A 20,137-nucleotide genomic window follows, 5' to 3' on the forward strand; every position below is an offset into this window, starting at 1 on the left:
GCGACATGAATAGAACATACATTCGGACACCGACACGATCTTCCGCTCGAACTTACTTTGGAGTAAGTTAGGCGTTATGACAAGCAAAGATGCTTTGGCCGAGCGCCACGTGATCATCACCGGCGCGTCGTCAGGAATCGGCCGCGCCTCCGCGGTCGCCGCCGCAGCCAAGGGTGCCACAGTCTTCCTGCTGGCCCGCCGCGCGGATGAACTAGAGGTCGTGGTCGACGAGATTCGCGCAAGCGGCGGCAAAGCGTTCGCCTACCAATGCGATGTCACCGACTCCGATGCGGTCGATACCACCGTCACGTCGATCCTGGACGAGCACGGACACGTGGACATGCTGGTCAACAACGCCGGCCGTTCGATACGACGATCCGTCTATCGGTCGACCGATCGCCTCCACGACTTCGAGCGCACGATGGCGGTCAACTACTTCGGCGCGGTCCGCATGATCCTCGCGTTGCTACCGCACATGCGCGAACGCAAGTTCGGCCACATCGTGAACATCAGCAGCGCCGGGGTCCAGATGAGCACACCACGCTTCTCGGCGTATCTGGCGAGCAAGGCGGCGCTGGACAAGTTTTCCGAGGTCACCGCATCCGAGACATTCGCCGACAGAATCACGTTCACCACGATCCACATGCCGCTGGTGGAGACGCCGATGATCGCGCCCACCGGGAAGCAGAACCCCGTCGCCGCAGCAAGTCCTGAGTGGGCCGCGGCAACCGTCATGCGCGCACTGATCCAGCGACCGAAACGAATCGATGTTCCCCTCGGCACCCTTGCCGAATACGGCGCACTGGTAGCGCCACGGCTCAAAGATCGAGTGTTGCACCAGTACTACCGGCGCTACGGCGAGTCCGCGGCATCGAAAGGGCTCACCGAGCCAGCCGGCGAATCGCCTACCAAGCCGTTGGACGTGAAGGTGCCCAAGGGGGCGGCAAAGGTTGCCCAGCGGATCGCCCGCATCGTCCCAGGCGCCCAGTGGTAACGCCGGACTAGTGCCCGGACAATAAAGAGCCTCGCCGGCGGGTCGGGGGTCTGCCGGCGAGGCTATTTAGTAATAGCGCAGGTCAGGCAGACCGTTACACATTTCAACGAAAAGATCTTTAGGTAGTCGCGGCACGCACGGTGACAGTCACCGTGTCGACAGGCTTAGCAACCGCCCCGCAACTTGCCGGGCGCGGCGGTAACGTCGCAATTCGGACCGCACTTTCCCACCGTCGACCGTCCCGATGAACGACCACCGGTAGACCGTCGCTATCGGTGACGGTCAAATCGTCCACACCGGCGTCGACTTGTTCACGCACGGCGACTTCGGCGGCCTGCGCAGCCGCACCGTAGGAGCTTCGGCCGCGCAGCCCATCGCTGGACACTCGTCCTGCCAACGCCGCTGCGACCACCGTCTCGCTTCTGTCCCCGTCCAGCCGGCCGTAGGTGTAACCGGTCGGCAGCACGATCATCGACGGCGCGAATCGGTGACCGCCCGTGTGTGAGCACTCCCAGACAACGTCGGGAAAAGTCGCCGCGAGACGAGCAGCGATCGGGCGCCCGAAGAGAGCACAGCACTGATCACGTTTGCCATGCGCGCACACGAGCACAACGGGACCCTCGACTGCGGCACCGATCCCAGGGGCCGCACCGGATAGCCGCGATAGGTCGATATCAAGCAGCTCGTCGAGCTCGTCTATTGCCACCTGCTCGCACCAGGTGTTGCCGGGCACCGAGTTGGCGAGCAGCACGGTCCGCGGCCGGGACAGATACGTCCTGCCGGGTCGCCGGATCAGCATCAACCGAACACCCGCCGCAGCGGTCCGGGCGGCCAGCTCCGCCGATAGCTCGACGCCGAGCACGCTGTCACCGAGCACGTCCCTGCCCCACGCGCCGGGATGCTCGACGCACAGCCACGACGTCACGTTCGCGGCAGTACCAGGAAGTGGCTCGTCGATGGCGGACGCAGCTGAGCAGGTCATCGGGTCGGCGGTCACCCGACCAGACTAATCAGCTACACGATCGGCTTGCCCTCGGCAAGCTTCTCGATGAACTTCGCAATACGCCTGACCCTGGTTTCCGGCTTCTTGGCGTCGTTGAGCTGCTTATGGACGGCGAAATGGTGGCGCTGCGTCAAGGTGGCGAAGAATGCCTCTGCCGCAGGGTTTTTCGCGAGTTCGTCGAGGAAATCCTGAGGCGGCTTGGCCGTGCTGGGGGTGTCGGAGGCGCGGTCCCAGCGCCCGTCCGCCTTCGCACGATCGATTTCCGCCTGCCCCGCCGGTTGCATCAGGCCTTGTTCGATCAACTCGGCGACCTTGTCCTGGTTGCGTTTCGACCACGGACTCTGTGCACGGCGCGGGGTGAAGCCCTGTAGGTAGTAGGTGTCGTCGATCGACTTCGCCTGTCCATCGATCCAGCCGTAACACAGCGCGACATCGAGCGCCCGGGCGTGGTTCAGCGAGACGATTCCGGTCCCCTTCTTCGCGAACTTCAGCCAAACCCCTTCGGAAACAGCGTGATTGCTTTCCAACCAGTCGCGAAATTCGGTCTCGTCGGAAAAGAACTCGGTCGCCCGTTCCTGTGCCGTCATGGTTCCACTCTAGAATTGCGTTTCGTGGTCGACGACGCGGAGCAACCGCGAGGAGAACCGAACGCAATCCTGCGGCCGGACCTCGCCGAACCACTCCTCGACTTGACCAGGCATCATCCGCGAGAATCCTTGCGCCCCTTCATCGACTACCTGTGGATCGTCCGCTGGACGGTCACGACGGAACATCGGCAGCAGGTGCTGCCGCAACCGAAGGTGCATCTGGCCGCCGAAGCCGGTCGGTTACTGGTGCACGGCGTGTCACGGGAACCGTTCTATCGTTCGTTCACCACGTCGGGACAGGTGATCGGTGTGGCGTTCCGTGCCGGTGGTTTTCGGCCTTTTCTGCGGTCGAGCGTCGGCGAGCTAGAGGGCAAGGTGGTGCCGGCTGCGCAGTTGCTGTACCGGGACGACGCACCTGTCGCACGTCGCGTGCTTGCCAGCGAGGATCGCGACGCAATGGTTGCCGACGTCGAGCAGTATCTTGAAATGATTGTGCCCGAAGCAGATCCGACGGTAGACGAGGTCGCCGACATCGTCGAGCGCATCGAGTCGGACGAGAGCATCCACCGCGTCGATCAAGTCGCGGCGCTGGCAGGCGTGAGCCCCCGCACACTGCAGCGGCTGTTCACCGAATACGTCGGCATCGGACCGAAATGGGTGATTCAACGCCGCCGCCTGCTCGACGCGGCCGAGCGAGCCCACAGCGGTTCGGTCGTCTGGGCCGAACTGGCCGATCACCTCGGCTTCAGCGATCAAGCCCACCTCATTCGCGCATTCACCGCCGCCGTCGGCACCCCGCCTGCGACCTACGCTCGGGAGACGCGGAGCTGGCACCCGCGCGGCTGACTCAGCTCGCCATGAGGAACGGCAGTACTGCCATCTCGAAATCGCTGTAGCGGTCTCGGTGAATGCTGTGCCCTGACTTGAAACGCATTGCGCGGCAGTCGTTCAGCGCGGCGAGAACAGCCTCCAGTTTGACCGGATCGACCATTCCACCTGCGCCTCCGTACAGGATCAGCGTGCTTGCCGTGATATCCGAGAGTTGGTCCCACCATTGCGGATTCGGTTTACGAAACTGCGCCAGTGCTGACTTCGTCATCGATCGATCGAACGCGAGGACGGTGCGAGGGTGCCGGAGCACGCTCGATGCGGCATGCCACAGTTCGGGCGGCGATGGGAATCGGCCGGTCATCGATGTCGGCGTATCACCTGGCCGCAACGGCAGCGGGCATTCTTCGATGACGAGTCGACGGACCAGGTCAGGATCGTTCGCCGCGACCCTCGACACGGCATATCCGCCGAGCGAATGCCCGACCAGGTCGACCTTGGTCAGCTCGAGGTTCTCGCACAGGCGCGCGACATCGTCGCCGAATTCGTCGAAAAGGTAGGACGCCGTGTGTGCGCTGCGGCCATGACCGCGCAGGTCCGGAATGATCACCCGCCGGTCGCCCTGAATCAGGCTGCGCGCGAAATGATCCCACGTATGACCGTCGCCGCCCATGCCGTGTACCAAGACGACGGGAATCGGATCGACACCTCCGGAATCGCGGTAGGCGATGCTCACGTCGCCCAGTGTCACCTTTGTCGCGGTCATCTCCACGCCAAGAAACAGTAGTCACTCATACACTCCCTCCACACTCCAGCTCTGGCCGTGGCAGATGAGCAGCAGCGCCTTCTGCCCTTCCCCGGACAGTTGCACCTGAACGCGGGCAGCCTGGTGGCCTGCGGGATCCCACCATCGTTCGTCCACCAGCCACGGACCTGCCCAGCCCTGGAGCTGCCATGCCATCGTTCCCCAGCGCAATTGCATCGGAGTTGCGCTGAAGGTGCCGCGGTCGGTGACCAGCACCGGAGCCCCTGCGTCGTCTTCCAAGGCCACTTCAGGCCTGCTGTCCAGCACGGCGGCGGGTGCCGGTTCGGGAAGTTTGCCCGGCCAAGGCGCAGCGGGGTCGGCTTCGGGCGCCAACTCGTCCCCGAGTGGCACGAGCGTGATCCGCTCCCCCGGCCCTCTTCCGCCGCTGAGGACGCCGACTTGCACAGCGGCACCACCCAGCAGGCCCTGGACCCTGACGAGGGCACGACGCGCCCTTTCGTCGTCGTCACCGACCCCACCCCACAGCCCCAGCTGCAGCGCACCTGCCGCCACGACCTCGACCGGCTCCAACCGCAGTCTGATGATGCCTGCGGTCGGCTTGGCCTCGCTGCGACCGGTCAACCAGCCATCCAGCTGCCATCGAACCCGGTCCGCCGTGCCCTCCGGTGTCAGCGGCTCTGCGCATCTCCAGGTGCGGGACAGGTGTTCGCCATTGCCGGTGCTCGCCTGCACGAGCAACCGGGTGCACGCCACAGCCGCTGCGGCCAACTTGACGTGCAATTGCTCGGCGAGAAACCGGCCTGCGAACGCCGCGGCATCCACTCGGTCGATCGGCGGATCGCACTGCTGCTCCACTTCGAGATCGGGCGGAAGTGCGCGGGCAGACGGCGGCCGCTCCGGCTCGCCACGCGCACTTCGATGAGCCGCGACAGCGTCGGTGCCGAACCTGGAGGCCACGTCCACCGGCGTCAACGCCGCGAAATCACCTATCGTGCGCAATCCCAAGCGGTGCAACAGATTTACCAGGTCAGTACGCTCCGGAGCTGCCAGGCTCGGTTCGGCAGCCAGTTCGGCAACGGCGAGCGGACCGAGGAATTGCGCACCACCACCGGGCGGAACAATCTTTGCTTTGCGGGCGGCGATCACCGCAGTGGACAACTCGTCGGCAACTCCGATCTGACATTCGACACCGACAGCGGATGCTTCGTCGACGAGGCGTTCGGCAGCAGCATGTTCGGACCCGAAGTACCGGCTGACTCCGCGTGCCGACAGGACGAGCAACCCCGGGCGCAATACCTCGACACCTGGCGCAGCAGCGTCGATCGCAGCGGCAACAGGCTCGAACAATCGTGCATCGCGATCCGAATCTGCTACTGCAACATACAAATCCGGGCATCTTGCCTGCGCCTCACGCCGCTTCAGCCCACGCTGCACGCCCTCTGCCCGTGCGGTGGCAGAGCAGGCGATGACCCGATTCGCCGATGTCACTGCAACAGGCCCCGTCGGCGATATGTCCGCTGCTACCGCTGCTGCGATCGCCGGCCAGTCCGGACACCACAAGGCGAGCACACGCTTCACAGCGACACCGCCTCCGGAAGCGGTGTGACCACACCGGGCCGGTGTGCGGCTTCGATCCACTCGACCCGACCGGCCACTACCTGCAAATCCAGTCGTCCTGCCGCTGGGACTGCCGAGCGACCTTGCGTACGGACCGCCAACTGCAGCGATCGCAACCGGCCTGTTCCTCGACCCAAGCCGTCGTAGCCGATCACCTTGGCGTCGATCCGGAGATCGGCACCACTCCACTGCCCATCCGTCACGAGCAGAGTGCATCGTTTGCTTCGCGCCCGGGCAATCACTGCTCGTGCCCGCGACGGGGCGATCGTGGCACCGCCCAACCCGAGCACGACGAGATCCATCCCGTCGAGCAACACAGCCGCCACCTCCACCGGATCGGATCCCGGGTCCGGAACGAGCGCAATGCGGCGAAGCTGAGCGCCCATTTCGGTTGCGGCGAGCAGGCCGAGCCGAGGACGACCGATCACCACAGCGTGGCCGCCTGCCGCCGTGACCGAGGCGAGCAGGCCCAGCAGCAGCGAACTCGCCCCCGAAAACGACACCACCGACCCCCGCGCCAACCCTCCCCTCGGCAACAGACCTGCCAGAGCGGGCGGGACGGCCAGCATCTCGGCGGATTCGTCCTCGACGTGCAGTCGCTCCGAGACCGCCTCCCCACGCGTGGGCACCGCAGCCATTCGGCTGCGCAACCGATCCAGGCGTTCCTGCTTGGACAGCCCCGAAAACTCGACTGAAATGCTCAACTCTTCATCCCCATGACTCCGCTACCTTCGGCCCAATTTCGGCGTCGGCAACCACGGGGAAGACGCGGTTGATCAACAGCTCATTCGAACAGAGTTTCGAACTACTTCCAGTAAAGACCTTCGACAAAACCTCGTCAAGTCCAGTTCAGGGCAACTATCCAGCAACACGGTCGTCACAAACCGGTAGCCTGACCCCGCATACGTTAAGCCTCGGCACCGACACGCGATACGCTCGCTCAGGTGACGGAACGCTCTGGACCGGGTGTCGGCCCTGACTACTTGGTGGCCGGCCGCTACCGGCTGCAAGCGAAACTCGGCGGCGGCGGCATGGGCGCCGTCTGGCTCGCTCACGACAAACTGCTGGACCGAGACGTCGCGATCAAACGAGTCGCGTCCACCGCAGGGATGAGCCCCGAGAAGGCCGCGGAAGTCCGCAACCGCACGATCCGGGAGGGCCGCATCGCCGCTTCCCTGTCACACCATCACGCCATCGCGATGTACGACGTCGCCGTGGAGTCCGGCGAGCCCTGGCTCGTCATGGAGTACCTTTCCTCGCGCAGCCTCGCGCAGGCGCTGAATATCATGGACACCCTGCCGCCGTTCGAGGTCGCACAGATCGGCGCTCAGGTCGCAGACGCACTCGCCGATGCCCACGCTGCAGGCATCGTGCACCGCGACATCAAACCGGGCAACATTCTGATCGCCGACCGCGGTCGCCATGTCGGCACAGTGAAGATCAGTGACTTCGGCATTTCGCTGGCAAAAGGCGATCACGACGAGCGCAGTGACGTCATCACCGGTACCCCCGCATACTTCGCTCCTGAGGTGGCACGCGGTGCGGATCCAACCTCCGCTAGCGACGTGTTCTCCCTGGGTGCAACGCTTTACACCGCGGTCGAGGGCCAACCTCCGTTCGGCTTCAACGAAGACTCGGCCACATTTCTTCAGCGCGTCGCCACCGGCGAGATCATCCCGCCCCAACTCTCCGGCCCCATCGCCGACGCCCTGCTCCACATGCTCGAACCCGACCCGGCCCGTCGGCCGACGATGGCGCAGGCACGCGACGAACTCGTGACGATCACCGTCGGCAAGGGCGGCAACGCCGGATACATTCTCGGCGCGCCGATTCGCTCCGCCGACGGCACCGTGCCGGATTGGGCTCAGCGAAACGTGTCGTTCACCGCTCGTCGTCCGAACCGACCGCAGACCCCGCCGTCGTCGAGCCGCACTTCTCATCCACCCATGACACCTCGACCACGCCCCGAACCACCTCGCCCACCTGCCAAGCCACCAGTGGCGAGCACACCGAAGAAGGCTGCCGCACAATCGAAGTCGCAGACCGCACCGCTGCTGATCGCGATGGTGCTGCTGGTCGCGGTCATCGCCGGAATCGCGGCAGCGGTCGTGCTGATCTTCTAGTCGACCGATCTAGTCGATCCGACGGCGATGCGCCCATCTCGTCAACGCGTTGCGATTGGATTGCTGGGTTTTCCGCAGGACATTCGATGCATGCGTCTCAACGGTTTTCACCGAAATGAAGAGATCTTCGGCGATCTCCCGGTAGGTGTATCCGCGAGCGAGCAGACGTAGCACCTCGAGTTCGCGGGGAGTCAACGAATCCAGTTCCGGGTCGAGCGCAGGCTCCGGTGCTGCCGACAGACCGGTGAAGGAATCGAGAACGAACCCGGCCAGCCGCGGACTGAACACCGCATCCCCGCCCGCTACTCGCCGAATCCCTTCGGCGAGTTCGGTTCCCGAGATCGTCTTGGTCACATACCCTCGCGCGCCTGCCCTGATCACCGCGATGACGTCCTCTGCCGCGTCCGAAACGCTCAACGCCAGACAGACCGGCCCAGGATGGATCCCGCGCAACACCGACACACCCCCGCCATCAGGCATGTGTACGTCGAGCAAGACGACGTTCGGGTGGGTTGCGTTGATGCCTGCGACCGCCTCGGCGACCCCACCGGCTTCACCGACGACCTCGATGTCGGCGGCCGAACTCAACTCGGCGCGAACGCCCGAGCGAAAGACGGCGTGATCGTCGACCAGGAAGACGCGATACGGCAACGACGGGGGTGACGAGCTCAACTGGACTGCTCCTCGGGACGATGGTCACTTGCGAAGCCATTGCGTGGCATACAGATTCGAATCTCGGTACCTTTGCCGATCGTAGACCGCAGATCGACCTCGCCGCCGCGGCGTTCGATACGGCCACGAATGGACCGGGTGAGACCATGCCGGTCCTCCGAAACGGCATCCACGTCGAAACCTTTTCCGCGGTCGCGCACGAACACACTTACCTGCTCGGCTTCGACCTCTGCGAACAGATCGATGTCCACACAGCCGGAATGCTTGGCCGCGTTGACCAAAGCCTCTCGCGTCGCACCGAGGAGTGCGGTGAAATGCTCCTTCGGCAAACCACGCTCGGATGGCTCGTCACCCATTGCGACGTCACCGACCGTCACCGGAGTCACCTTCACTCCATGCTGATCCTCGACCTCGCCTGCGATGGTCCGCATGGCCGCAGCAAGGCTCGAATGCGCCGTCTCCCCACCACTGAACAGCCACTTGCGAAGTTCGCGCTCCTGGCCACGCGCCAATCGCATGACCTCTTGCGGACTTTCCGCTTGCCGCTGAATGAGGGCAAGAGTCTGCAGCACGGAATCGTGGAGATGCGAGGCGATTTCCTCACGCTCTTCGTTCCGGATGCGGGCCGCCCGTTCCGCATTGAGCGCCCGCAGCATCCGCAACCACAGTGGGACCGTGAGCAATCCCGCTCCGACGAGAGTGACGAACACCGCCAGCAACGACGAGCCGAGCGAATTCAGGTTGACTCTCGCGACAACGACGACACCGAGGCCGACGACGATCAGCGTTGTGCCACCGATGATTCGGGCCCAGGTGAGCACATTCGGCCGTTGCGGCAACCCGATTGCCGACCGCGGTCCCTCGGAGTCGAACTCCCGCCACACCAGCGCCGCACCGACGGCGACCACGACGATCGGAGCAATGACCGACCCCGCTGTCCCGCTGAACGCCCATGACACGGCGGCCGAGAGGCCCAGCCCCAAGATTGCAAACCCGATGGCCTGCTTGCGCTCCGCGGCGCTGGGCCGTTCGGTATCCGTTCCGCCTGGTGTGAAAATCCACAGCAGTCCATAGCCGACGATGCCTGCGCCCGCCATCGCCGCGAGAACGACGAAGGCGATCCGAACCTTGAGCACATCGACGCCGAGATGATCGGCTAGCCCGCCCGCAACGCCGCCGATGATCCGCCCACCGGAACGCCGAACCAGCCGGCCCTCCGAAGGGTCCGGCGCCGGTAGCGGATAACTGGCAGGCTGCACTCTTCGATACTGCCCGATTCGGCGCGCTCGCGGCATCGGGGATCGCCCTGATCTATTCGCCGATCCAGGCCGGTGGACATAAGAATCCGGGGAAAGATCAGGGTTCGCCCCGATGTGGGAGACCACCGCTATCACCACCATTGGTGGCATGAGGAATTCGACCTTCGCTGATCAAATCCACGAAATTTGGCGAACCCGGCCCGTGCGGCTACCCGACAAGGGTCCCGTCGCGGGCGTCGCCGCCGGCATCGCGTATCGGTACGGCGTCGATGCCGTCCTGATTCGTGTGGCATTCGTCGTCGCAACGATTTTCGGCGGCGCGGGCATCGTGCTCTACCTGGCGTCCTGGTTGTTCCTCAACCAGATCGGCGACGAGTCGTCGGTAGCCGAGTCCCTCTTCGGCAAAGGCCGCAGCTCGGAATCGCACACCAAGGCAATCGTCCTCGTCGTCGCACTCGCGATCGCGCTGACCACGATGGGCCCCATCGGTGTCGGCCTCGGTGGATCCGGACTGATCTCGACCGTTCTGCTGCTCGGCGGCCTCTGGTTGCTGCACCAGCGCCGGCCAGTCCCGCCACCGTTGCCCGCTGGCCATCTCCCCGTCGCTCCCATCACGGGCTATCCCGGAACCGGCTACACCACAAGTCGATTCAACCCGGCAGCAGGCGAAAGCCTCTTCACCGACCAGTACAGTCCCTACACCCGGTTGCCCGACCGCTACGTTCCCGACGTGCCTGCGGACGAGCCGGTCGCCGATACGCCGGCGGACGCGGCTGCCCCGACTGCCGGACCATCGCTGACGAAAGAGACGAAACAGACGAAAGTCGAGACTCTCTCCCAGACCGCGGGCTTCCCGGTCCAAGGCATGCCGCCTTCGTGGGATCCACTCGGTGTCGCCCCGTTCGCGTGGGATCTACCCGAGCCGACCGGAGCGGTCGCTGCACCGGAAAAGGTGGTCCGGCCGCGGTCACGGCTGACGTCGACCGTTCTCGGAATCGCGATCCTCGCGGCAGCAGGCACCTCCGCCGCTGCGTTCGCCGGAGCGGATTGGCTCTCACCTGGACGAATCGGTGCCATCTCGCTCGCAGTGATCGGGTTGGGGTTGATCCTCGGGGCATTCCTGCGACGCGGCTACGGCCTGCTCGTCGTGACCGGTCCGCTGACGGCTTTCGTCGTCGTCGCCTCGTTGCTCGGACCGGTCGATTTCGACGCCGCCACCCTGGGTGACAAGCAATGGAAGCCGACCACCGCTGCGGACCTGCAGTCCGACTACTCGCTGCTCCTCGGCTCGGGCAACCTCGACCTGCGCGAGCTCGAACTGTCCGAGAACAAGACGGTCGACATCGATGCGCAGCTGGCAGAGCTGAAGGTCCTGTTGCCCGCGAACCTGGACGTCCACAAAACGAGCACGATCTTCGCGGGCGAAGTCACCGGCATTCCCGATGGGACCGACGGTGGCGCGGACGGCACCAAAGGTCCAGTGCTGACCCTCAACATCAAGACCCGACTCGGCAGCGTGGAGGTACACCGTGGGTGACAACGAATCGACCAAGCGCGGACCATCCGCCCTCTTGCTGCTGCCCGGCCTGATCGCTGTCGCGGTCAGCGTGTGGGCACTCGCGGGACCGGATACGTGGGCGGCATTGACGGACAACCACGTCGGCTGGTTCTTCGTCGTCGCCGCCATCGTCGTCGGGGCCGTGCTGGTCATCGCCCCGAGTTCGAAACGCTAGCGAGCTACTCCCACTCGATGGTGCCCGGCGGCTTGCTGGTCACGTCGAGCACGACCCGGTTCACCTCCGCAACCTCGTTGGTGATCCGGGTCGAAATGCGTTCCAGCACTTCGTAAGGCAGCCGCGTCCAGTCGGCGGTCATCGCATCCTCGCTCGATACCGGACGAAGCACGATCGGGTGCCCATAGGTCCGGCCGTCGCCCTGCACGCCCACGCTGCGAACATCGGCAAGCAACACGACCGGACACTGCCAGATCTGGCCGTCGAGACCTGCCGCGGTCAACTCTTCGCGGGCGATGGCATCGGCCTGCCGCAAGGTGGCGAGCCGGTCGCGCGTGACCTCGCCTACGATCCGGATCGCCAGCCCAGGCCCCGGGAAGGGTTGGCGCCCAACGATTTCCTGTGGCAGGCCAAGCTCCCGCCCGACCGCACGGACCTCGTCTTTGAACAGCAGGCGCAGCGGCTCGACCAGCTTGAATTCCAAATCGTCGGGTAGCCCCCCGACGTTGTGATGACTCTTGATGTTGGCGGTCCCCGAACCACCGCCGGACTCGACCACATCCGGGTAGAGGGTGCCCTGAACGAGGAAGTCGACAGATTCGGCATGCGTCACTTCGGCCACCGCGCCCTCGAAGCTGCGGATGAACTCGCGACCGATGATCTTGCGCTTCTCTTCCGGATCGGACACGCCGTCGAGTTCGCCGAGGAACTTGTCGACCGCATTGACCGTGATCAGTTTCGCGCCGGTTGCGGCGACGAAATCCTGCTGAACTTGCTCGCGTTCACCGGCACGCAACAGTCCGTGGTCGACGAACACGCAGGTCAAACGGTCACCGATTGCTCGTTGCACCAGTGCCGCAGCGACCGCCGAGTCGACACCACCGGACAACCCGCAAATCGCATGACCGTCGCCGATCTGGTCACGCACTTGGGCGACCAACGATTCGGCGATGCTCGCGGCCGTCCACGTCGAGCCGATACCGGCAATGTCGTGAAGGAAGCGGCCGAGCACCTGCTGACCGTGCGGCGAATGCAAGACCTCGGGGTGATACTGCACGCCCGCAAGCCGGCGCTCGACATTCTCGAACGCCGCCACCGGTGCACCGACGCTCGTCCCGGTTACCGAGAAGCCTTGCGGCGCATCGGTGACCGCGTCGCCATGGCTCATCCATACCGGCTGCACGGCAGGCAGTCCGTCGTGCAGCACGCCACCGTCGACACTCAGATCGGTGCGTCCGTACTCGCGCGTTCCGGTGTTCGTCACGACGCCCCCGAGTGCCTGCGCCATGGCCTGGAAGCCGTAGCAGATACCGAAGACCGGGATGTCGAGGTCGAACAAGCGCGGATCCAACTGCGGCGCGCCTTCCGCGTACACGCTGGACGGACCGCCAGACAGAACTACCGCGAGTGGATTCTTGGCAGCGATCTCCTCGACCGTCGCCGTATGCGGCACGACCTCCGAGTAGACATTCGCCTCACGAACCCGCCGCGCGATCAGCTGCGCGTACTGCGCACCGAAGTCGACGACGAGAACCGGCCTGGCCTGGGGGGTATCTGACACCCGCCCAGTCTATTGGGCCCTCTGTGCGGCCTTCAGGCGCGGACGGCCAAACCGACCTTCTGAAATTCCTTGAGGTCCGAGTAGCCCGACTTCGCCATCGAGCGACGCAGTCCACCAACGAGATTCAAAGATCCGAACGGATCGTTCGACGGGCCGTTGAGCACCTTGTCCAAGCTCGGTCGAGAGCCACCGGGAGCCACAGGCAACAACGCGCCACGTGGCATCGACGGGTGCGCCGCTGCAGACGGCCAGTACCAACCGGCACCGGGGGCCTCCGCAGCGACCGCCAGCGGCACCCCGAGCATGGCCGCGTCGGCGCCGCATGCAATCGCCTTCGCGAGCTGCCCGGACGTCTCGATATCGCCGTCGGCGATCACATGCACATACCTGCCGCCGGTCTCGTCCAGGTAATCGCGTCGAGCCGCTGCAGCATCCGCAATGGCGGTCGCCATCGGCACGCCGATTCCCAGGACCTCACCAGTCGTCGTCGCACCTTCGAACGAGCCGTACCCGACGATCACGCCTGCGGCACCGGTACGCATCAGGTGCAACGCAGTCCGGTGGTCGCTGACGCCGCCTGCAACGACTGGCACGTCGAGCTCAGCGATGAACGTCTTCAGGTTGAGCGGTTCGTCGCCCGAGGGATCGACATGCTCGGCAGAAATGATCGTGCCGTGCACGAACAGCAGGTCGACGCCGGCCTGCACCAGCAGCGGCGTGAGAGCACGCGCGTTCTGCGGGCTCACACGGACCGCTGTGGTCACTCCAGACTCGCGAATCCGGGCGATCGCAGCCCCGAGTAGGTCCGGCTGCAACGGTGCGCTGTGGAGTTGCTGAAGCAGCGTGATCGAGGCATCGACATCAGCGTCCGACTCGGCAACCTCGATGAGCTGCTCGAGCTTCGCATCGACGTCGGCGTGCCTCGCCCACAACCCCTCGCCGTTCAAAACACCGAGGCCGCCTGCCTTGCCGAGCGCGATGACGGTGTCCGGCGACATCAACGCATCGGTCGGATGCGCCAAAATTGGGATATCGAACCGGTAGGCATCGATCTGCCACGCCGTTGACGCCTGTTGCGACGACCTCGTCCGCCGCGACGGAACGATATCGACATCATCAAGCTCGTACGTCCGACGAGCAGTTCTGCCCATGCCGATCTCGACGAGATCCCGCACTACGTGCCTCCTGTGTCTAATTTGCTTCGCTGCGCGAGCGGGCTTTTCGACGGTGTCTTCCCTCGTCGCTCCCGCTTCGCGGTCACGCTCCTCAGTCCAGACCCCGCCGGCCCGCTCGCTTGCTCAGCGGAGGCCAACTTACCTTGCTGCGTAGTTGGGTGCTTCAACCGTCATGGTGATGTCGTGCGGATGACTTTCCTTCAGCCCAGCGGCGGTGATCTGCACGAACTGCGCGTTCTGCAGCTCGGCGATCGTGTTCGCGCCGGTGTAGCCCATTGCTGCGCGGAGGCCGCCGGTGAGTTGGTGAATCACCTGGTTGAGTGGTCCGCGGAACGGCACGCGGCCTTCGATGCCCTCGGGAATCAGCTTCTCCTCGGACAGCACGTCGTCCTGGAAGTAACGATCCTTCGAGAACGACGAGGCCTGGCCCTGCCCACGCCCGGCCATCGCGCCGAGTGAGCCCATGCCGCGGTAACTCTTGAACTGCTTGCCGCCGACCAGAATCAGCTCGCCTGGCGACTCCGCCGTGCCGGCGAGCAGCGATCCGAGCATGGCCGTCGAGGCACCTGCAGCCAGCGCCTTCGCTATGTCGCCCGAGAACTGCAGACCACCGTCGGCGATGACCGGAACTCCGGCCGGCTTGCAGGCTGCGACAGCTTCGAGGATTGCGGTGATCTGCGGCGCACCGACTCCGGCGACAACGCGCGTGGTGCAGATCGACCCTGGTCCGACGCCGACCTTGACCGCGTCCGCGCCCGCCTCGACGAGCGCCAAGGCGCCGGCGCGGGTCGCGATGTTTCCGCCGACAACCTGCACGCGGTCGCCGACCTCGGCCTTGACCTTGCTGACCATCTCCAGCACCTGGACCTGGTGGCCGTGTGCGGTATCGACGATGAGGACGTCCACACCCGCCTCGGTCAGCAGCATCGCGCGTGCCCACGCGTCTTGGCCGACACCCACGGCAGCGCCGACCAGGAGCCTGCCGTCACGGTCCTTGGTGGCGAGCGGGTGCTGTTCGGTCTTGACGAAGTCTTTCACCGTGATGAGACCGGTGAGATGGCCCTTGCCGTCGACGATCGGGAGCTTCTCGACCTTGTGGCGACGCAGCAAGCCGAGCGCGGCTTCGGCGGTAACGCCTTCGCGGGCGGTGATCAACGGCGCTTTGGTCATCACGTCGGCGACTCGGCGACTCTGATCGACCTCGAATCGCATATCGCGATTGGTGATAATTCCCACAAGACTGCCGGCCGCGTCCGTCACGGGCAGGCCGGAAATCCGGAACCGCGCGCACAACGCGTCAACCTCGGCGAGCGTATTTTCCGGGTTGCACGTGACCGGATCGGTGACCATTCCGGCTTCGGAGCGCTTCACCGTCTCGACCTGAGCCGCCTGATCGGCAGCCGACAGGTTGCGGTGCAGCACGCCCATCCCGCCGGCACGCGCCATCGCGATCGCCATGCGAGCTTCGGTGACAGTGTCCATCGCTGAGCTGACGAGGGGGACTCGCAGCTCGATTTCCCTGGTCAGCTTGCTGGAGGTGTCGACTGCACTCGGAATTAGGTTCGAGGCGGCCGGAAGCAGCAGCACGTCGTCGAAGGTCAGCCCGAGCATCGCGATCTTGTTCGGGTCGTCACCACCGGTGCGCACATGCACTCCGTCCACCGGTCCGCGGGGACTACTCATCGATCGGGCCCTCCTGGGACATTCGGTAGTGACGGCACTGCGGGATCTCTAACTGATAACCCGTTGAATGGCTGGGCGGGAAGCATTATTCCCCAGCTGTGCATTCCATGGTATCGGCTCACGGAGTGGACGTGTCCCGCCTGCGGCTGGCGCAGACGTACCCGATCTGCGTACCGTTGACGTGTGCGCGACCATTTGCCTCCAGGCCTACCGCCGGACCCGTTTGCGGGTGACCCCTCGGATCCATCGGCTGCACTCGACGAGCTCGAGCCCGGTCAACCTCTCGATCTGCAGGAACGCCTCGCAGTCGAAGAAGACCTCGCCGATCTCGCGGTGTACGAAGCACTGCTCGCCGACCGCGGCATCCGCGGTCTGGTCGTGTCGTGCGAGGACTGCAAGCAGGATCACTATCACGACTGGGACATGTTGCGCGCGAACCTGCTCCAGCTTCTCGTCGATGGCACCGTGCGTCCGCACGAGCCCGCCTACGATCCGACGCCCGAGGCCTACGTCACGTGGGACTACTGCCGTGGCTACGCCGACGCATCGATGAACGAAGCGCTACACGGCGGCGACGGCTTCGACAGCTGAACGCCCGTGCCGCCCCGTGAGGGGCACGGAACGGCATGAACAACACGAAAGGCCCCCCGGAGTACCGGGGGGCCTTTTCGTTGGTGTTCGGTCCGCTAGCGGGTCAGGTTGCGCAAGCCTGGGATCTGCGGGACGGACGACTCGGACGTCGACCCTGACGTCTCGATCACAGGCGGTTCAGGTACCGGTGCGCTGTTGGCGGCGCTGGTCGGCGTCACCGGCGGCACGACAACCGGCGGGGGCTCACTTGAAGTGACAGGGGCCGGTGTCGTCGTCGTGACGGGTGCCTGTGTCGTGGTCGTCGTCACGTCGGTTGTGGTTGTCGTCTCCGGCGGAGTCGAGTCAGCGGGCTTCGGTGTCGGCGAGACAGTCACCGCCGATGAATCCCCCGGCACGAGCGCAGGATTCGGCTTCGGCGAGGTGCTCGGACTCGGCTTCGTCTCGACGGACACCGAGGACTCCGGCGATGTCGGCTGCGACGTCGTGTTCGAACCGGGCGCCGTCGGGAGCACCTTGGCGATCTGCTCGTTCAGCTTCTTCCACATCTCGAGCAGGGCGTCGCGATCCTGGGCGTCGTTGACGTCGGTGACGCGGGATGCCGCATGCTCCAGCTTCTCCTTGGCTGCAGCAGGCTTGCCGCTGTCGAGGAGCTTCTGCGCTTCTTCCAGGTCCGAGCTTGTGTCGATGTTCGCCATGGTCGAGTTCGCCTGTTCGCTGAACACGACCTGCTTGACCTTCCACAGCGGATCACCGGGCTCGGCGTTGTACGAGAACGCCGTCATTCCGCCGACGACCAGGGCAATTGCAGCAGCTGCTCCGACGATCGGCCTGACCAGTCGCAACCGTCCGCCGGCGTTGGCGCGGGCCGCCCTGGCACCGATCTCCTGGTTCACCGCTGCGAATACGGTGTCGATATCGGGCGCCGCGGGCAGCGGCGGCATCGTGAGCTCCGCACGCCAGTTGGCGAGCAGAGACGCTATTTGGTACTCGTCCGTGCTGTCTGTCGCGACAGGTCCGTCGCTCGCGATGGCATCGATCAGCTCGTCGTCACGTCGGACCGCTGCGATGTCGACCGGAGTACCGTCCACATTCGCGTCGGCGTAGGGATCGGCGTGCTGCGATCCCGCGCCGAAGCGGCCGCGCTTACTGTCCCTAGCCATACATTTCACCTGCCTTAGCTACCTGAGTCTTCAGTTTCGCGATCGCCCGGTGCTGGGCGACGCGTACTGCGCCTGCTGTGCTGCCAACGGCTGCTGCCGTCTCTTCCGCCGATAGCCCGACAACCAACCTGAGGATCAAAATCTCGCGGTGCTTTTCGGGAAGTGTCGAGAGCAAATCGTTCATTTGCCTGCTGGCCTCAGAATCGAGGGCCTGCTGCTCGGGGCCATTGTCGGTGGATATTACGTCTGGTACCTCGGCCATCGGGTCCGCTTTGTTACGCCCAGCATTTCGATGAGCGTCTGCGACCTTGTGCGAAGCAATTCCGTACACGAAGGCCATGAATGGCCGACCTTGGTCTTGATACCGAGGCAACGCGGTCATCACGGCGAGGCATACCTCCTGCGCCACATCGTCTGCGGAGAGCTGCCCACGCTCCGCAGATCCGACCCTAGCTCTGCAATACCGCACAACCAGGGGCCGGACAATTTCCAGGACGAGGGAGAGAGAGGCTCTGTCGCCCTGCGCTGCGGCAGCTACGGCGGAGTCCAACTCCTCACCCGTATTAGTCATCGTTAGCGAATTCCCTGGCGTTACAGTGGCACGTCCCCCACCGGGCATGCTTCCGCCGCGGCGGAACGGTAACAACAATAGCCACCGCGGTATCCCGCTCTTATCTCAACACTGCAGCGATCGGCTCAAGGTTGGTAGAACCGGCCACCGCGCCGGAAAATCAAGCTCGCACTCGCAGCAGCGATTTCGTTCGGGCAACCCGTACCTGCCAGCAGCATCGCCGCTGCCCAGCGCAGTGGAATCAAGCCGAACCGCGCGGACTGATCGACAACCTCCCGCGCCTCGGAGTGCGCCTCCGCCAGGCGGTCGGACGCGGCGAAACACGCCGCCACGAGCAGCGAAGACTTGACGCGGTGGCGCACCGACGGACCTGTGTCCGACAACTCCTTCGCCGCCTGCGCGTGTTTCATCGCACGTCGAGCGTCGCCACCGCCGAGTGCGAGTTCCGCTCCGACCCACTGCCGTCGGATGTGCTGACGCCACAACGCCTGGTCCGCGCCGGCAGCGTCGAGCATCTCGTCGCAGCGCTGGATGAGTCGGTGCCCCAATGCGAATCGACCGACGCCGAGGGCATCGGCTGCCAACCCCGTGAAACCATCGCAGCGAGCCGCGGTCGAATCGGTATCACTGCTTACCCCGTTGAGCAGTGCAAGAGCCGCACCGTCACGTTGGGCGGCAGTGCGATGCCAGCCGAGCTGGCGCAGCAACGAGGCTTCGGTACTCACGATGAGCGACTGCAGCGAGCGATCGGGACCGGCGAGCGACCGCGCGGCCCGCAACTCCGATCGGGCCCTGCCGTAGTGCCCTTGTCCACCGAGTGCCACTGCGCGTAGCCATGCGCTCCGCGCGTCGACGGCAGGCATGAGGCGGGCTCGGCCTGGATCGGCCCCGAACGCGACGGCCTCGAGGTCGGACTCTGACCCCGGGGGGAGCTCGCTGCGCACTGGGCAACCATAGTTCCTGCGGCGAGGACGAATACCGGCGGTGGATCCGAAACGGAATGGTTTGGATCGCGAGGATTTGTTTCGTTTGGGTTAATCTCGCAAAACGTCCGGATGACCAATTAACCGAAGTGCGCTCACAAACACCTTATCCAGACTTCTCGGACACCGATTTCGGTAACGAAACTGCGCCTTCACACTGCCCTCGCCGGGCCCTCCTGATGGCTGCGAGTCACATCTCGATTCGATAGCGAAATATTACCCTTGAGCTGCGAATATTCCTCACCGACGCAGGTCCGCAGCGCCGACATATGGCGTTCGAAAAGCAGCGTCGAGACTACCCGAGATCATGACGATCGGCGAAAGTAAACGGATTCCAGGTTAATTCTCTGAAATCAGGTTATGGAAATCGCCACCCAATCCAACTATTGACGTTATTTCAATACGCACCCTAACGTTGCTCATCGCCCACCAGTCTCGACGATTGCGACTGATCCGCACTACTTGACGACTCTCACGAGCTCGCACCACTAGGAGTTCACATGCCTGCACCGACACACCTACCCGGGCCGAACGCAGACATCTGGGACTGGCAAATGCGCGGTCTCTGCCGCGGAGTCGATTCCTCAGTGTTCTTCCATCCCGACGGCGAACGCGGCCGTGCCCGCTCCCAACGCGAGTTGCGCGCCAAAGAGATCTGCCGCCAGTGCCCCGTGCTCGCTCAGTGCCGCAACCACGCGCTCAACGTGAGCGAACCCTACGGAATCTGGGGTGGCATGTCGGAGACCGAACGCGAGCTCTACGCCCGCCGGATCCGCCGGCGCATGGCCGGATAGCCATACAGACCGAAGGACCCCTTCATGCAGTCAGCCT

At 64.6% G+C, this 20,137-nt stretch carries 20 protein-coding genes; 7 read left to right on the forward strand and 13 right to left on the reverse strand.

Features of this window, described 5'->3' with window-relative positions; translation table 11 throughout:
• Positions 1-76 precede the first annotated feature (76 nt).
• On the forward strand, positions 77-994 hold the full coding sequence (locus tag FGL95_RS14280; RefSeq protein WP_169587820.1) for an SDR family NAD(P)-dependent oxidoreductase: 918 nt from the start codon (positions 77-79) through the stop codon (positions 992-994).
• Positions 995-1,112: 118 nt separating this feature from the next.
• On the opposite strand, the gene FGL95_RS14285 is transcribed toward FGL95_RS14280, so the two are convergent.
• Together FGL95_RS14285 and FGL95_RS14290 are read right to left on the reverse strand one after the other, a co-directional pair.
• A complete protein-coding gene (locus FGL95_RS14285) occupies positions 1,113-1,976 on the reverse strand; it encodes a sucrase ferredoxin (RefSeq protein ID WP_169588224.1) in 864 nt (287 codons plus the stop codon).
• Positions 1,977-2,008: 32 nt separating this feature from the next.
• The gene (locus FGL95_RS14290) at positions 2,009-2,584 is read right to left on the reverse strand and encodes a YdeI/OmpD-associated family protein (RefSeq protein ID WP_169587822.1); all 576 of its coding nucleotides are present in this window, start codon (positions 2,582-2,584) and stop codon (positions 2,009-2,011) included.
• 24 nt (positions 2,585-2,608) lie between these two features.
• Between FGL95_RS14290 and FGL95_RS14295 the strand changes: the two genes are divergently transcribed.
• Complete coding sequence (locus FGL95_RS14295; RefSeq protein ID WP_169587824.1) at positions 2,609-3,430, forward strand: DUF6597 domain-containing transcriptional factor; 822 nt, start codon at positions 2,609-2,611, stop codon at positions 3,428-3,430.
• Between the two features lies 1 nt (position 3,431).
• On the opposite strand, the gene FGL95_RS14300 is transcribed toward FGL95_RS14295, so the two are convergent.
• From FGL95_RS14300 to FGL95_RS14310, 3 genes are read right to left on the reverse strand one after another with little or no spacing between them, the layout of a single operon-like run.
• Entirely contained in the window at positions 3,432-4,184 is a 753-nt protein-coding gene (locus FGL95_RS14300) for an alpha/beta fold hydrolase (RefSeq protein WP_420838046.1), read from the reverse strand.
• A gap of 15 nt (positions 4,185-4,199) precedes the next feature.
• Positions 4,200-5,756 carry a Y-family DNA polymerase gene (locus tag FGL95_RS14305; protein WP_169587828.1) on the reverse strand — a complete coding sequence of 519 codons (1,557 nt, stop codon included), beginning with the start codon at positions 5,754-5,756 and terminating at the stop codon, positions 4,200-4,202.
• The gene (locus FGL95_RS14310; protein WP_169587830.1) at positions 5,753-6,499 is read right to left on the reverse strand and encodes a hypothetical protein; all 747 of its coding nucleotides are present in this window, start codon (positions 6,497-6,499) and stop codon (positions 5,753-5,755) included. Before FGL95_RS14310 ends, FGL95_RS14305 begins: the two co-directional genes overlap by 4 nt.
• Before the next feature lie 240 nt (positions 6,500-6,739).
• On the opposite strand from FGL95_RS14310, the gene FGL95_RS14315 reads away from it, so the two are divergent.
• On the forward strand, positions 6,740-7,918 hold the full coding sequence (locus FGL95_RS14315; protein ID WP_338079857.1) for a serine/threonine-protein kinase: 1,179 nt from the start codon (positions 6,740-6,742) through the stop codon (positions 7,916-7,918).
• Positions 7,919-7,927: 9 nt separating this feature from the next.
• Here the strand turns inward: FGL95_RS14315 and FGL95_RS14320 are convergent, their stop codons facing one another.
• Both FGL95_RS14320 and FGL95_RS14325 read right to left on the reverse strand, forming a co-directional pair.
• On the reverse strand, positions 7,928-8,590 hold the full coding sequence (locus FGL95_RS14320; RefSeq protein WP_169587832.1) for a LuxR C-terminal-related transcriptional regulator: 663 nt from the start codon (positions 8,588-8,590) through the stop codon (positions 7,928-7,930).
• The gene (locus FGL95_RS14325) at positions 8,587-9,885 is read right to left on the reverse strand and encodes an ATP-binding protein (RefSeq protein ID WP_206071848.1); all 1,299 of its coding nucleotides are present in this window, start codon (positions 9,883-9,885) and stop codon (positions 8,587-8,589) included. Before FGL95_RS14325 ends, FGL95_RS14320 begins: the two co-directional genes overlap by 4 nt.
• 112 nt (positions 9,886-9,997) lie before the next feature.
• Here FGL95_RS14325 and FGL95_RS14330 point away from each other — a divergent pair, with 112 nt between their 5' ends.
• Positions 9,998-11,386, forward strand: coding sequence for a PspC domain-containing protein (locus tag FGL95_RS14330; protein ID WP_169587834.1), 1,389 nt, complete (start codon positions 9,998-10,000; stop codon positions 11,384-11,386).
• On the forward strand, positions 11,379-11,582 hold the full coding sequence (locus FGL95_RS14335) for a hypothetical protein (RefSeq protein WP_169587836.1): 204 nt from the start codon (positions 11,379-11,381) through the stop codon (positions 11,580-11,582). Before FGL95_RS14330 ends, FGL95_RS14335 begins: the two co-directional genes overlap by 8 nt.
• Before the next feature lie 4 nt (positions 11,583-11,586).
• Here FGL95_RS14335 and guaA read toward each other — a convergent pair whose 3' ends face one another.
• From guaA to guaB, 3 genes are all read right to left on the reverse strand, one after another.
• Entirely contained in the window at positions 11,587-13,143 is a 1,557-nt protein-coding gene (guaA, locus tag FGL95_RS14340) for a glutamine-hydrolyzing GMP synthase (RefSeq protein WP_169587838.1), read from the reverse strand.
• 32 nt (positions 13,144-13,175) lie between these two features.
• The gene (locus tag FGL95_RS14345) at positions 13,176-14,318 is read right to left on the reverse strand and encodes a GuaB3 family IMP dehydrogenase-related protein (RefSeq protein WP_169587840.1); all 1,143 of its coding nucleotides are present in this window, start codon (positions 14,316-14,318) and stop codon (positions 13,176-13,178) included.
• A 138-nt stretch (positions 14,319-14,456) separates the two neighbouring features.
• Complete coding sequence (gene guaB / locus FGL95_RS14350) at positions 14,457-16,001, reverse strand: IMP dehydrogenase (RefSeq protein ID WP_206071849.1); 1,545 nt, start codon at positions 15,999-16,001, stop codon at positions 14,457-14,459.
• 183 nt (positions 16,002-16,184) lie between these two features.
• Between guaB and FGL95_RS14355 the strand changes: the two genes are divergently transcribed.
• Complete coding sequence (locus FGL95_RS14355) at positions 16,185-16,592, forward strand: DUF5319 family protein (protein ID WP_169587842.1); 408 nt, start codon at positions 16,185-16,187, stop codon at positions 16,590-16,592.
• A gap of 95 nt (positions 16,593-16,687) precedes the next feature.
• Here FGL95_RS14355 and FGL95_RS14360 read toward each other — a convergent pair whose 3' ends face one another.
• From FGL95_RS14360 to FGL95_RS14370, 3 genes are all read right to left on the reverse strand, one after another.
• Entirely contained in the window at positions 16,688-17,752 is a 1,065-nt protein-coding gene (locus FGL95_RS14360; protein WP_169587844.1) for an anti-sigma-D factor RsdA, read from the reverse strand.
• Entirely contained in the window at positions 17,745-18,323 is a 579-nt protein-coding gene (locus FGL95_RS14365) for a sigma-70 family RNA polymerase sigma factor (protein WP_169587846.1), read from the reverse strand. The genes FGL95_RS14360 and FGL95_RS14365 overlap by 8 nt, the downstream gene beginning before the upstream one ends.
• Before the next feature lie 125 nt (positions 18,324-18,448).
• Entirely contained in the window at positions 18,449-19,267 is an 819-nt protein-coding gene (locus FGL95_RS14370; RefSeq protein ID WP_169587848.1) for a hypothetical protein, read from the reverse strand.
• A gap of 539 nt (positions 19,268-19,806) precedes the next feature.
• Between FGL95_RS14370 and FGL95_RS14375 the strand changes: the two genes are divergently transcribed.
• Complete coding sequence (locus FGL95_RS14375; protein ID WP_169587850.1) at positions 19,807-20,100, forward strand: WhiB family transcriptional regulator; 294 nt, start codon at positions 19,807-19,809, stop codon at positions 20,098-20,100.
• Positions 20,101-20,137 lie beyond the last annotated feature (37 nt).

This window comes from Antrihabitans stalactiti (genome assembly GCF_012932915.1).
Classification (GTDB): Bacteria; Actinomycetota; Actinomycetes; order Mycobacteriales; family Mycobacteriaceae; genus Antrihabitans; species Antrihabitans stalactiti.